This is a genomic window from Providencia sp. R33 (assembly GCF_019343475.1).
Lineage (GTDB): Bacteria > Pseudomonadota > Gammaproteobacteria > Enterobacterales > Enterobacteriaceae > Providencia.
Genome location: NZ_CP072453.1, coordinates 1,952,547 through 1,966,040, shown reverse-complemented (window position 1 = coordinate 1,966,040; position 13,494 = coordinate 1,952,547). Strand labels below are relative to the sequence as shown.

Genomic DNA, 13,494 nt, shown 5'->3' with positions numbered 1-13,494 from the left:
AGAAAAACGCATGTCAGCAGCAAAAAACAGCTATCAAATCACCATGGGCATGCGCAATAAAATAGCGGGTGGCAGCGCGGGTATGCTCGCATCAGGCGTGGGTTTAGGTTATGCCGCTAAAAAAGTATTAGTACCAAGCTATGACTTTGAAATCGGCATATTAAAAGTGCAGGCCTTAACTCGCCTTGATAGAGATTCAGCCGATTATAAAATGCTCAGAGAGCAAGCCCGCGAATTAGGGGCAACCACGGCGTTTACGTCTAATGAAGTTGCCCAAGGCCAAGCATTCTATGCCATGGCTGGGTTTAAGTTTGAAATTGATAATGCAGATTGGACATTAACGTGAATCGCCCTCTTTGTTATTTTTCTGCACATACACGTAGTTCCTATCAAGTTTCATCCGAAACCAAAGAGCGTTATAACCAGTGCCAGAATATCAATTGTGGTTGCACATTTGTCAGCCATGAATCAGTGATAACAATCGTGGTAAAGCTTGCACAGGTTAATCTAGTTGAAGCGCATCCGAACAAATACCAGCAAAAAACGCTTTCACTATAAAATTAGCCCCTATTAATGAAGGGGCTAGTGCTAAAGATGTGTTACGTGTGGATGTAATGTAGATGATGTTTTATAAATTCATCTAAAAACTGTGAAGATAGATTAAAAACTCACTAAACATCATAGGATTGCAGTTTTAAATCGTGATTAATTAAGGCTTCTAAATAGATTATTGAGTCACGATTTAATTTTATTTGAGATGCTGGAGGTAGGTTTGAATCAGTGACTAAATTTGGTGCAAAGCAAGTTGCCAGGTTATAAGCCCCCATTTTATTTGTTTGTTGATTTTTGGTGATTTCAGCAAATAGGGGAATGATTAATTGCAGTGTTAGTGGCGTTTTTTCAAGGGATAAAAACGCATCTTGAAGCCGTGAATCAGCTTCATTCAAGCGTTTTTGGTTGTTTTGACTGATTAAGTTACGAGCGATACTCTCTTTCAAAAGCGCTGATTTTTGTTGTGCTGCATAAGCTAAGTTATGAATAGATTTAGGTATTTCTTCTAATGAATGAAGGTTTTTTTCTATTAGATGAGCTGCTAATTTTTTATAAGCGGATGTAAGAATTTTAATATCAACAATATCTTTTTTTAAAAAATATTCTTTTAATGATTTACCTGCGAGTAAATGTGAAACTAGTCTATCACGTTCTAACGCGTTTCCTGATTTTCGAAAAAGGCCTTCTTGCTCATTATAGTGAGGATGCTTTAAAATTGCGCTACCCAACTGATTAAATTGTAAATAGTTGTTTTTTTCATCGATAGTCAATTCTTTACAGTAATCGATAGCTTTTATATTTTCTTGCTCTATCTTTTTTGCTACGAGTCTGTTTTTTTCACAGTTTGATGAGGTGGGGATAGGGGATGGAGAGTGTTTGATTGTATTTGCTTGCAACTTATGTGAAATATAAATTTTAATCATATTAGGAAAAAGGTAAATCTTTCTAATTGCATGTATAAATCGATTTTCCTTATCACCAGCGGCGGGTTTATTTTTTGGTGAGTTTGTTCTCAATAGTGTAATGGGCGTTTTACCTTCGATTTTCATAGATTTCCATATTGGTAGCATTAGAATTAAAAATTAATTTAAATCTACAGCAATGATACGTCTTACATAAAAAGCTATAATCCCTTAAATCACTAATAAATAAGTTTATCTATCAATGAGCCATTCTCTGTTGCAGCTACAAGAACAACAAAATAAATCAGACATTCGTTTGATTGCTTTTTTGCTGCTTATACTTTGCATTATTGCGATATTTTCCCTCAGTGCTGGAGAAATATGGTATTGGCCAAACCAATGGATGGATGACTCTGCACAGCTATTTGTTTGGCAAATACGATTACCAAGAATGTTTGCTGTCATCGTAGTCGGGGCGGGGTTGGCTGTTACAGGGGCGATTATGCAAGCCCTATTTGAAAATCCATTGGCTGAGCCCGGTCTATTGGGGATCAGTAACGGTGCCGGTGTTGCAGTTGTATTTACGGTGTTAATGTCATCAGGTGTCACACACTATGGCGTACTCAGTGCTAGTGCGATTATTGGTGCTTTGTTACTCACATCGTTATTACTCTATTTTGCCAAACGAAAAAATCTGAACAATGCCAGTTTATTACTGGTTGGTGTCGCCCTCGGTGTGGTGAGCGGGGCTTGTATGACATGGATGGTGTATATGAGCAGTAACCTTGACCTACGCCAACTATTATATTGGATGATGGGCAGTTTTAGTGGTGTTGACTGGCGGCAGGCGGGGCTAGTCATGGCTTGTATTCCATTTTTACTGTGGGTTGTATGCCAAGGTAAAATATTAAATTACCTTTCTTTAGGTTCCCTTCAAGCTTATCAGTTAGGTATATCAGTATATAAGTGGCGTATTGTTCTTATTATCATTAGTGGTGTATTAATTGGTTTAAGTGTTGCTATTGCTGGGGCTATTAGCTTTATTGGTTTAGTAATCCCACATATTTTGCGATTAAGTGGTTTAACTAATAACCGTTTACTTTTACCTGCTTGCGCAATAGCGGGCGCATTAGGCCTGTTATTGGCGGATTTATTATCACGATTATTAATTGCGCATGCAGAAGTGCCTATTGGTGTTATTACCGCCACATTGGGTGCGCCAATATTCATTCTATTGCTTATTCGTCATCAGCAATGGCGGTAAACCTAATGAATACACAAATAATTATTGATATCAAAAATATTACTGCAGAAAATCGCCTCATCAATTTTACTGAGTCTGTATTTGCAAGTGAGCAAATCCATCTTTTAGGAGCCAATGGAGCAGGGAAAAGTACGTTACTTTCCGCGTTAAGTGGCTATCTTCCAATCAGTGGTGAGATTTGGTTTAATGGCGAAAACATTCGTTATTGCTCTCTTACTCAGTTAGCGAAACAACGAGCTTATTTTGTTCAGCTTGCGAGTAATGCACCTATCATCAAGGTGTTCCAATATCTAGAACTGTTTCTGCCTTCAACACCTGCTGTCGCGGATATTTTTGTGCGGCTATGTGATGATTTTCAATTGTCATCGCTTTTACATAAAGGTATTTATCAACTCTCTGGAGGAGAATGGCAGCGAGTCAGAGTTTGCGCTACATTTTTGCAAGTGTGGGACGATAAAGACTTAACGGGGAAAATCATTTTATTTGATGAGCCAACTAATAACTTGGATATTACTCAACAGGCAATGTTAGATAAATGGATTAAATATTTTTGTGATTGCCAAGGAACCGTTATAATGAGTGGGCATGACCTTAATCATTCTTATAAAAATGCATCGCGAATTTGGCTGTTAAAACAAGGTCAATTGTTTGCATCGGGAAAACCTACGGATGTGATGACGGAAAATAATTTATCTGACACTTTTAAAACTGCAATTAAGATAAGTCAGAGCACATCCTATAGACAATGGCAAATTATAAATTTTGACGATTAACCAAAAAGTTGTTTTAATCACTCGTTTTTATGCGGGATAATGCAGCAATGTTCGTCGGTGTTGAGGTTCGGTTAAAGTACAATTAACTAGAATATTCTATTCATAATGAAAACTAGGCTATAAACAATATGAGCAATTTCTTACCATTTTCAAAACCGGCAATCGGTGATGAAGAGGTCAAGGCAGTTGAAAAGGTTCTGCGTTCAGGCTGGATTACAACAGGCCCACAGAATCATCAGTTAGAAGAAGATTTTTGCCAACGTTATGGCTGTAAACATGCAATTGCATTGTCCTCTGCGACCGCGGGCATGCATGTCGTTTTGATGGCATTAGGTATTGGTCCTGGTGATGAAGTGATCACACCGTCACAAACTTGGGTTTCAACCATTAATATGATTGAGTTGCTGGGCGCAACGCCAGTCATGATTGATGTTGATCGCGATACTTTGATGATTCAACCCGACGCCGTAGAAAAAGCGTTAACGGCAAAAACAAAAGCTATCATTCCTGTTCACTATGCTGGTGCGCCTTGCGACTTAGATGCATTACGTTTAATCGCACAAAAGGCAGGCGTTACGTTAATTGAAGATGCAGCTCATGCCGTTGGTACGCGCTATAAAGATGAATGGATTGGGGAAAAAGGTACATCCATTTTCTCATTTCATGCCATTAAGAATGTGACATGCGCAGAAGGTGGTTTGGTTGCAACTGATGACGATGAGCTTGCTCAACGTGTTCGTGCACTTAAATTTCATGGTTTAGGTGTCGATGCATTTGATAGACAAATGCAAGGACGTAAACCACAGGCAGAAGTTGTTGAACCTGGTTTTAAATATAACTTATCCGATATTCATGCTGCGATAGCCGTTGTGCAATTGTCCCGTGTGGAACAGTTGAACCAACGTCGTGCTGAATTAACGGCGCATTACCGCGAATTACTGAAAAGCTTCCCATTACAAATGCTCAGTGTCCCTGAATATCCACATTTACATGCTAACCACTTATTTATGGTACGAGTGGATAAAGATATTTGTGGTATTGACCGTGATACATTCATGGAAAAATTGAAAGTGCACGATATTGGGACGGGTTTACATTTTCGAGCAGCACATACACAAAAATATTACCGTGAAAAATACCCTGAATTAACACTGCCAGAGTCAACATGGAATAGTGCAACATTGTGCTCGTTGCCTTTATTCCCGGATATGACGAATGCAGATGTTGAGCGAGTTGTTAACGCGGTGGAAGCAGTTCTTTTGGAGTCAAAATAGTGTCATACGCAGATGAATTTGATGAGATAAAAAAGGTCTCAGTGGTAATCCCTGTCTATAATGAAGAGCAGAGCTTACCTCAATTGCTTGAACGTACGATTAAATCGTGCAAGCAATTAACACAAAGCTACGAGTTAATCTTAGTGGATGACGGCAGCAGTGACCGTTCAGCTGCGATGTTAACACAAGCGGCTGAAAACCCTGATAATCATGTGATTGCGATTATCCTTAACCGTAACTATGGTCAGCATTCTGCGATTATGGCTGGGTTTAATCAAGCGGATGGGGATTTAGTGATTACGCTGGATGCTGACTTGCAAAACCCACCAGAAGAAATTCCTCGCTTAGTGCAAACGGCGATGCAAGGCTATGATGTTGTTGGAACTCGCCGTGCTAATCGCCAAGACTCTTGGTTCCGTAAAACGGCATCTAAGATGATTAACGCGATGATCACTAAGGCAACGGGTCGTTCAATGGGTGATTATGGCTGTATGTTACGTGCATATCGTCGCCATATTATTCAGGCGATGCTGCAATGTCATGAAAGAAGTACGTTTATACCGATTTTAGCCAATACATTTGCCCGTAGAACCATCGAAATTGATGTGGCGCATGCGGAACGTGAATTTGGTGATTCTAAATACAGCTTTATGAAGCTGATTAATTTAATGTATGACTTACTTACTTGTCTAACAACAGCACCACTGCGTTTACTCAGTGTCGTGGGTAGCGTGATTGCTGCAGGTGGTTTTGTACTGGCGGTGTTATTAATTGCATTGCGTTTAATTTTTGGTGCTCAGTGGGCGGCAGACGGTGTATTCACGTTGTTTGCAGTGCTGTTTATGTTTATTGGTGCACAGTTTGTTGCTATGGGTTTATTAGGCGAATACATCGGAAGAATTTACAATGATGTGCGCGCAAGACCTCGTTATTTTATTCAAAAAGTCGTCGGAGCAGACCTAAAATCCGACAAAAATCAGGAAGAAGACTAATGAAAGCTATTGTTTTTGCCTATCATGATATTGGCTGTGTAGGGCTAAAAGCGCTTGAAAAAGCGGGTTTTGATATTCAGGCAGTGTTTACTCACACTGATGACCCTAATGAGAACCATTTTTACTCTTCCGTAGCACGCCTAAGTGCGGACATGGAACTTCCTGTTTTTGCTCCAGAAAACGTCAATCATCCATTATGGATTGAACGTATTCGCGAAATGAAACCTGATGTGATTTTCTCTTTCTATTACCGCGATATGTTAAGTGAAGAATTGCTAGCAATCGCACCGAAAGGGGCATTTAACCTGCATGGTTCATTATTGCCAAAATACCGCGGCCGTGCGCCAATTAATTGGGCATTATTAAACGGTGAAAGCGAAACTGGCGTAACCTTACATAAAATGGTTGCGAAAGCAGATGCGGGCGACATCGTTGCGCAAGAGAAAGTAGCCATCACCGATACTGACACTGGCTTAACATTACATGCGAAAGTTCGTGAAGCAGCGGAAGTATTATTAGATAAAACACTGCCATTGATTGAAGCAGGTAGCTACAAAACGATTGCTCAAGATGAAAGCCAAGCGACTTATTTCGGTCGCCGTACTGCAGAAGATGGCCAAATTGATTGGAACCGTAGTGCAAAAGAAATTAACTGCTTAATTCGTGCAGTGACTGAACCATACCCAGGTGCGTTCACCTATTTAGGTGCGCGTAAAATGGTTATTTGGCGCGCTCGCGTGTTAGATGATAACCAAGGCAAAACCGCAGGGACTGTTCTGTCTAATGACCCACTGCGTATTGCTTGTGGTCAAGGCGCGATTGAAGTTGTTAGCGGCCAAAGCGAAACGGGTCTTTACATGCAAGGTAACCGCCTTGCAAACGAAATGGGTATCGTGACTGATGTCCGTGTTGGTGCTAAACCAACTGCACAAGTTAAACGCCGTACTCGCGTATTGATTTTAGGTGTGAATGGTTTCATCGGTAACCATTTAACTGAGCGTCTGTTAAAAGATGGCAACTATGATATCTATGGTATGGATATTGGCTCATCTGCAATTGAACGTTTCATTGGTAACCCACGTTTCCACTTTATTGAAGGCGACGTAAGTATTCACACTGAGTGGATTGAGTATCACATCAAAAAATGTGACGTCATTCTGCCACTGGTGGCGATTGCAACACCAATCGAATATACCCGTAACCCACTGCGTGTCTTTGAATTAGACTTTGAAGAAAACCTGAAAGTGGTTCGTTACTGTGTGAAATATAACAAACGTATTATTTTCCCATCTACCTCAGAAGTTTACGGTATGTGTGACGATAAAGAGTTTGATGAAGACGAATCCCGTTTGATCGTAGGTCCAATCAATAAACAACGTTGGATTTACTCTGTTTCTAAACAGTTACTTGACCGAGTTATTTGGGCGTACGGTGCGAAAGAAGGCTTGAAATTTACTTTATTCCGTCCGTTCAACTGGATGGGCCCGCGTTTAGACAGCTTAAACTCTGCACGTATTGGTAGTTCACGTGCGATCACTCAGCTAATCTTAAACTTGGTTGAAGGCTCACCAATCAAATTGGTTGACGGTGGTGCGCAGAAACGTTGCTTTACCGATATTAAAGACGGTATCGAAGCGCTGTTCCGCATTATCGAAAATAAAGACGGTAAATGTGATGGCCAGATCATCAACATCGGTAATCCAACGAACGAAGCAAGTATTCGTGAACTGGCAGAAATGTTGTTAGCCAGCTTTGAAAAACACCCAGAGCGCAGCAAATTCCCTCCATTTGCGGGCTTCCGTGAAATTGAAAGCAGCAGCTACTACGGGCAAGGCTATCAAGATGTTGAGCACCGTAAGCCAAGTGTTGAGAACGCACGTCGTTTACTTGACTGGGTTCCGACTATCGATATGAAAGATACCATCGAAGAAACCTTAGATTTCTTCTTACAAGGTGCTGTTGAAGAGTTAGGTAGCAAAGACTAATGAAAAAGGTTGGCTTGAGAATTGATGTGGATACCTACCAAGGTACGCTAAAAGGGGTTCCACAATTACTCAAAGTGCTTAAAGAGCACAACATTCAGGCCAGCTTTTTCTTCAGTGTAGGACCCGATAACATGGGGCGCCATTTATGGCGCCTTTTGCGTCCTAAATTTCTGTGGAAAATGCTTAGGTCTAACGCTGCATCTCTTTATGGGTTAGATATTTTATTAGCTGGTACAGCATGGCCAGGCAAAAAAATTGCTAAAGATTTAGGCTACTTGATGAAACAAACATTGGATGCAGGCCATGAAGTTGGCTTACATGCATGGGATCATCAAGGCTGGCAAGCCAAAGTGGCTAAATGGAGTGAGGTCCAACTCGCTGAGCAAGTTAAGCTCGGTGTGGATGCACTTGAATGCGCAATTGGGCAGCGTGTTACCTGCTCAGCGGTTGCGGGCTGGCGAGGTGATGAGCGCGTGTTAGAGGTTAAACAAAAGTTTAATTTTGACTATAACAGCGACTGCCGTGGAAAATTTCCTTTCAGGCCTATTTTGCATGATGGCTCGTTAGGGACAGTGCAAATCCCTGTGACATTACCGACATATGACGAAGTTGTTGGTACGGTTATCAGCGATGAAGCATTTAATGATTATATTCTTCAAGCAATTAAAGATGATAGCGGCGTTCCAGTCTATACTATTCACACTGAAGTGGAAGGAATGTCCAAGTCAGAACAATTTTCACAATTATTGGAACGAATTTCACAAGAAGAAATCCAATTCTGTACATTAAGCGAATTGCTACCTGACGATCTGAATTCATTACCAAAAGGGCGAGTGGTGAGAGCACCGTTCCCTGGGCGTGAAGGTTGGCTGGGTTGCCAAGAAGAGGAATAAACACGCGATGTTAAATAATCGAGCGAGCAAAGTAGGAGCCTCTCTGCTGGCTCTTTTTTTTATCCTAACTTATTTGTTGCCGTTGAACAGCCGTTTACTTTGGCAACCAGATGAAACCCGCTATGCAGAAATTAGTCGGGAAATGCTCCAACGTGGGGACTGGATTGTTCCTTACATGTTGGATGTACGTTATTTTGAAAAACCTGTCGCAGGGTATTGGATAAATAACATTAGCCAGATGATTTTTGGTGAAACTAATTTCGCGGTTCGCTTTGGTTCTGTTTTTTGTATTCTTCTTAGTGCGTTACTTGTCTATCGCATGGCAAAAATGATGTGGCGTAATAACCACGTTGCTTATGTCGCTAGCTTAATCTACATCTCAATGTTCCTCGTCTTTTCCATCGGGACATACAGTGTGCTTGACCCAATGTTATCGCTGTGGATTGCGGCCAGTATGTTTTGTTGCTTATGGGCAATGAAGGCGAGGGAGGTCAAGACAAAACTGGCAGCATGGGTTTGCTTAGGGTTAGCCTGTGGCATGGCATTTATGACCAAAGGTTTTTTGGCTTTAGCCATCCCTGTCATTGTCATGTTGCCTGTCACCATTTACCAAAAACGCTTTCTTGAGCTGATCAAATATGGCCCACTTGCCATTATTTCTGCGGTTATCATTAGCTTGCCGTGGGCATTGGCGATAGCGAAGCTAGAGCCTGATTATTGGAATTATTTTTTCTGGATTGAACATATTAAGCGTTTTACCGCTGATGATGCGCAGCACATTGCGCCATTCTGGTACTACATCCCTATTATTTTACTCGGTGCTCTACCATGGGCAGGATTGGTGCCAGGATCAATCATAAAAGGTTGGAAAGAGCGTAAATCAAGCCCTGATATGTTCTTTTTGCTGTGCTGGTTTGTTGTTCCTGTTCTATTTTTTAGTGTTTCACGCGGTAAATTACCGACTTACATGCTGCCTTTTATGGCACCACTGGCGTTACTGATGGCGAAATATGGTGTTGATTGTGTGCGAAATGGCACCATGCGAGCGCTAAAAATAAACGGAATTATTAATGTTGTATTGGGAATTGCCGCAGTTATAGCCGTCATTGTTGTGAGCACCGTGATCAAAAAGCCATTATATGAGCCTGATGAATGGTCGAAAATGGTTTTGGGTGTGGTTGCTTTCTCGATCTGGGCGATAATTGGTTATTTATGCACAGTGTTAAACGCTAAATATTGGTTGTGGGCGGCTTCATGCTCTTTAGCAATTAGCTTATGTATTGGCAGTGCTTTACCTAATAACACTATTGATTCTAAATTGCCACAAAACTTTATTCATCAAAATCATGACTTATTAATGAACAGTAAGTATTTGATGGCGAGTAACGTTGGCGTAGCCGCTGGGCTAGCATGGGAAACACAAAACTCAAATATCTATCTGTATAACAGTAGTGGTGAGCTTAGCTATGGCTTAGAGTATCCGGATAGCCAACATCGTATCGTTAAGCCAGATGCTTTTGCGCAGTGGTTAAGCAAAGCGCGTAAAGAAGGGCAGGTGACAGTGGTGTTCTTATTAGGCCGTAATGAAGACCTCCCAGACATTCCTAAACCAGATGAAGTGATCAAAAACTCACGTATGGCAATCACGGTGTATCATCAACAATGATTGGGCAATTACTGCTGCTATTGCTTGTCAGTGTGCTGACGTGTATTGGGCAAGTTGCTCAAAAACAAGCCGTGGTTAACTGGCAAAGTGAAAAAGAAAATAAAGCAACATCAGCCCTTAAGTGGCTGGTGTTTGCTGTTTTAATGCTAGGTCTTGGCATGCTGTTTTGGTTAAAACTGCTTGAAACCATGCCCCTGAGTATTGCCTACCCAATGCTGAGCATTAATTTTGTCCTGATCACCTTAATTGGTCAGTTTATATACAAAGAAAAAACAGGTTTAAACCATTGGTTTGGCGTGATTGCTATTATGATAGGGATATTGCTCATGAGTATCAGCGTATGAATAAAGGATATTTATGGGTGATTGGCAGTGCGCTATTGGTGACTGTGGCGCAACTCAGCTTAAAGATGGGAGTGGTTGAATTACCATCTTTCTCTTTAGGTTGGCATTGGTTGCAAGTTGATTGGTTGTTAGTAAATATTACCAGCTTAGGCATTATTTTCTTAGGGTTAGTGTGTTATGCCCTATCGATGCTGTGTTGGTTGTTTGCATTAAAATATATTGCCCTGAATAAAGCGTATCCATTAATTAGCTTGAGCTATGTGTTTGTATATATCTTAGCGGTTGTCTTGCCTTGGTTTAATGAGCCAGCATCGTGGTTAAAAGTGGCTGGAATTGTATTTATCTTGCTGGGGGTTTGGTTAATTAGTCGCCCAACTAAATCACATGACAAGCATAAATAGTATAATGTAATGAATTGTTTGTTTTTTATTCATCACGCGTTATGATATAAGTTAAATATAGCAATAAGATGAATGAGTAAGGTGCTTTATGGTGATTAAAATACAACACTTGCCGTTATTACTGTGCTTGGTTTTAATTGGTTGTTCATCAACATCCGTTAAGCGTACAGCACCGCCACCACTAAAAACCCAACTGTCTGATCCTATAATGACTATCGCTCAATTAAAAGACCAGCTAGAACAATGGTATGGTGCACCTTATCATTATGGTGGGATGAGCCAAAATGGAGTTGATTGTTCAGGTTTTGTTTATCGTACCTTTAACGACCGTTTTGCCATTCAACTACCTAGAACTACCGTCGACCAAACTCAACTTGGTACACGCATTGATAAAACAGACTTAATGCCTGGTGACCTTGTGTTTTTTAAAACCGGATCTGGCGAAAATGGTTTGCACGTTGGTATTTATGATACAGATAATACTTTTATTCATGCATCAACCAGCAAAGGCGTGATCCGCTCATCAATGGACAACGTGTATTGGCGAAAAGTGTTCTGGCAAGCCAGACGCATTTAAGCTCGCTATTTTCTTCAGCGATTATGCTATCTTAAGGGCAAGTTTTATTTTTAGGATAGTTTCATGTCAACATTACGTTTACTCATTTCAGAATCTTTTGATCCTTGGTTCAACCTTGCTGTTGAAGAAACCATTTTTAGGCAAATGTCTGCCGACCAACGTGTAATGTTTTTGTGGCGTAATGCTGATACCGTGGTTATTGGGCGCGCACAAAACCCGTGGAAAGAATGCAACACTCGCCGAATGGAGGAAGACAATGTGCGTCTTGCTCGTCGTAGTAGCGGTGGTGGGGCTGTGTTTCATGACTTAGGCAATACCTGTTTTACATTTATGGCGGGCAAGCCAGAGTACGATAAAACAATCTCAACGCAAATTATTGTTGATGGGCTCGCGAATGTGGGGATTGTAGCTGAAATTTCAGGGCGTAATGATTTAGTGCTCAATACCGAAAATGGCCCGCGAAAAATTTCGGGTTCTGCTTATCGAGAAACGAAAGACCGCGGTTTTCACCATGGCACCTTATTGATTAATGCAGATTTGAGTCGGTTAGCCAATTACCTTAACCCCGATCCTAAAAAATTACAGGCAAAAGGGATCACCTCGGTTCGATCTCGCGTCGCAAATCTCTCTGAACTTGTTCCAAACATTAGCCATGAAATAGTCTGTGAAGGTGTCATTAAAAGTTTTTTTAGCCATTTTGGTGAAACTGTTGAAGCAGAGTATATCTCACCTGAAAAGCTACCTGACTTGCCAAATTTTACGGAAACATTTGCCAAGCAAAGTAGCTGGGAATGGAACTTTGGCCAAGCACCTGCATTTTCTCATTATTCAGATACTCGCTTCCCATGGGGCGGGATTGAGTTTCACTTTGATATTGAAAAAGGGGTAATTACCCGTTGTCAGTTTTTTACTGATAGCTTAGACCCAACTCCCCTTGAGTGGCTAAGTGAACATATGCTGGGGAAGGTTTATCAAGCAGAAACGATGAGAATGTTATGTCATCAGATGAAACAGCAGTGGCCTGAGTTGCAAGATCAACTTAGCGATTTAGAGAGCTGGTTAGTGTACGAGTTAAGTTAAAAAATGAGCCGACATTGTCGGCTCAGACATAGACTTCAAAAAATACTAACAACTAAATAGGAAGGAATGATCTTGAAATAGAACTCATTAGTTATGACAACTGCATGTCATAAAACTTTTGCATTCTGGCAGCTCACCTGTTTGGCGGAATTTTGCTGGGGTCGTATCGAAATGTTTTTTAAAGATACGTGTAAATGTAGCTTGTGAACTGAATCCGTATTGCAGAGCAATATCAAGGATTGGCAAGTTGCCTTCACGTAGTGATTTAGCAGCTTCTAGTAAACGACGTTTACGGACGTATTCGCCAAGCGTGCAGCCTTTCATTTCTTTGAAAACACGCTGTAAATGCCATTTAGAATAACCGCTCTTATCGGCTATTGTGTCGATTTTGATGCCTTCATTGCGTTGCAACTGACTTTCCAGCCATTTAACGATATCGTTGACTACACTTTCTGACATGTTTACCTCCTACTCAAGTAGGCTATTGTTCATTAATAACTAATAATAACTCACGAAATTGGAGTCTATTCTTCCTTTTTTTCCGATATATCGATAGGCTAAACGTGCTTTTTTTGAATGAGAATAGCTATCGGTATGATAGCTATTGAAAAAATCAATATTTTAAACATACACTAATGAATGTTTAAATATATTAATAATCAAATGGTTATCGCTTTGTTTTTTGTTATTTGTGCAAAAAAAATTAGGTTGAAAATACTCGTTCAAATTTTTTGTTTGAACTGTTCGATTTTATTAACCAAGTAAATAATTGAAAAATTAATTGTGCATTT

15 protein-coding genes are annotated in these 13,494 nt (G+C 40.6%); 13 read left to right on the top strand and 2 right to left on the bottom strand.

Going from position 1 to position 13,494, the window contains the following annotated elements; genetic code table 11:
• Nucleotides 1-10: 10 nt before the first annotated feature.
• Nucleotides 11-346: a phage tail tape measure protein gene (locus tag J6836_RS22735; RefSeq protein WP_255586366.1), complete on the top strand. Its 336-nt coding sequence runs from the start codon at nucleotides 11-13 to the stop codon at nucleotides 344-346.
• Complete coding sequence (locus J6836_RS09260) at nucleotides 343-558, top strand: ogr/Delta-like zinc finger family protein (protein WP_219248726.1); 216 nt, start codon at nucleotides 343-345, stop codon at nucleotides 556-558. Before J6836_RS22735 ends, J6836_RS09260 begins: the two co-directional genes overlap by 4 nt.
• Before the next feature lie 113 nt (nucleotides 559-671).
• Here the strand turns inward: J6836_RS09260 and J6836_RS09255 are convergent, their stop codons facing one another.
• A complete protein-coding gene (locus J6836_RS09255) occupies nucleotides 672-1,601 on the bottom strand; it encodes a Rho GTPase-activating protein (RefSeq protein WP_219248724.1) in 930 nt (309 codons plus the stop codon).
• Nucleotides 1,602-1,716: 115 nt separating this feature from the next.
• Here J6836_RS09255 and btuC point away from each other — a divergent pair, with 115 nt between their 5' ends.
• From btuC to J6836_RS09200, 11 genes are all read left to right on the top strand, one after another.
• The gene (gene btuC, locus J6836_RS09250) at nucleotides 1,717-2,718 is read left to right on the top strand and encodes a vitamin B12 ABC transporter permease BtuC (protein ID WP_219248722.1); all 1,002 of its coding nucleotides are present in this window, start codon (nucleotides 1,717-1,719) and stop codon (nucleotides 2,716-2,718) included.
• Between the two features lie 5 nt (nucleotides 2,719-2,723).
• Complete coding sequence (gene btuD, locus J6836_RS09245; RefSeq protein ID WP_219248720.1) at nucleotides 2,724-3,491, top strand: vitamin B12 ABC transporter ATP-binding protein BtuD; 768 nt, start codon at nucleotides 2,724-2,726, stop codon at nucleotides 3,489-3,491.
• 128 nt (nucleotides 3,492-3,619) lie between these two features.
• Nucleotides 3,620-4,765, top strand: a complete 1,146-nt coding sequence (gene arnB, locus J6836_RS09240) for a UDP-4-amino-4-deoxy-L-arabinose aminotransferase (RefSeq protein ID WP_219248718.1) — start codon at nucleotides 3,620-3,622, stop codon at nucleotides 4,763-4,765.
• Entirely contained in the window at nucleotides 4,765-5,757 is a 993-nt protein-coding gene (gene arnC / locus J6836_RS09235) for an undecaprenyl-phosphate 4-deoxy-4-formamido-L-arabinose transferase (RefSeq protein WP_219248717.1), read from the top strand. The genes arnB and arnC overlap by 1 nt, the downstream gene beginning before the upstream one ends.
• On the top strand, nucleotides 5,757-7,742 hold the full coding sequence (gene arnA, locus J6836_RS09230; RefSeq protein WP_219248715.1) for a bifunctional UDP-4-amino-4-deoxy-L-arabinose formyltransferase/UDP-glucuronic acid oxidase ArnA: 1,986 nt from the start codon (nucleotides 5,757-5,759) through the stop codon (nucleotides 7,740-7,742). The genes arnC and arnA overlap by 1 nt, the downstream gene beginning before the upstream one ends.
• Nucleotides 7,742-8,635: a 4-deoxy-4-formamido-L-arabinose-phosphoundecaprenol deformylase gene (gene arnD, locus J6836_RS09225; RefSeq protein WP_219248713.1), complete on the top strand. Its 894-nt coding sequence runs from the start codon at nucleotides 7,742-7,744 to the stop codon at nucleotides 8,633-8,635. Before arnA ends, arnD begins: the two co-directional genes overlap by 1 nt.
• 7 nt (nucleotides 8,636-8,642) lie before the next feature.
• Entirely contained in the window at nucleotides 8,643-10,301 is a 1,659-nt protein-coding gene (gene arnT, locus J6836_RS09220; RefSeq protein ID WP_219248711.1) for a lipid IV(A) 4-amino-4-deoxy-L-arabinosyltransferase, read from the top strand.
• The gene (arnE, locus tag J6836_RS09215) at nucleotides 10,298-10,645 is read left to right on the top strand and encodes a 4-amino-4-deoxy-L-arabinose-phosphoundecaprenol flippase subunit ArnE (RefSeq protein WP_219248709.1); all 348 of its coding nucleotides are present in this window, start codon (nucleotides 10,298-10,300) and stop codon (nucleotides 10,643-10,645) included. The genes arnT and arnE overlap by 4 nt, the downstream gene beginning before the upstream one ends.
• The gene (gene arnF, locus J6836_RS09210) at nucleotides 10,642-11,046 is read left to right on the top strand and encodes a 4-amino-4-deoxy-L-arabinose-phosphoundecaprenol flippase subunit ArnF (RefSeq protein WP_219248707.1); all 405 of its coding nucleotides are present in this window, start codon (nucleotides 10,642-10,644) and stop codon (nucleotides 11,044-11,046) included. The genes arnE and arnF overlap by 4 nt, the downstream gene beginning before the upstream one ends.
• Nucleotides 11,047-11,134: 88 nt before the next feature.
• Nucleotides 11,135-11,623: a C40 family peptidase gene (locus tag J6836_RS09205; protein ID WP_219248704.1), complete on the top strand. Its 489-nt coding sequence runs from the start codon at nucleotides 11,135-11,137 to the stop codon at nucleotides 11,621-11,623.
• 63 nt (nucleotides 11,624-11,686) lie between these two features.
• Nucleotides 11,687-12,703 carry a lipoate--protein ligase A gene (locus J6836_RS09200; protein ID WP_219248702.1) on the top strand — a complete coding sequence of 339 codons (1,017 nt, stop codon included), beginning with the start codon at nucleotides 11,687-11,689 and terminating at the stop codon, nucleotides 12,701-12,703.
• A gap of 87 nt (nucleotides 12,704-12,790) precedes the next feature.
• Here the strand turns inward: J6836_RS09200 and J6836_RS09195 are convergent, their stop codons facing one another.
• Complete coding sequence (locus tag J6836_RS09195; protein WP_206084025.1) at nucleotides 12,791-13,162, bottom strand: helix-turn-helix domain-containing protein; 372 nt, start codon at nucleotides 13,160-13,162, stop codon at nucleotides 12,791-12,793.
• Nucleotides 13,163-13,494: the final 332 nt, after the last annotated feature.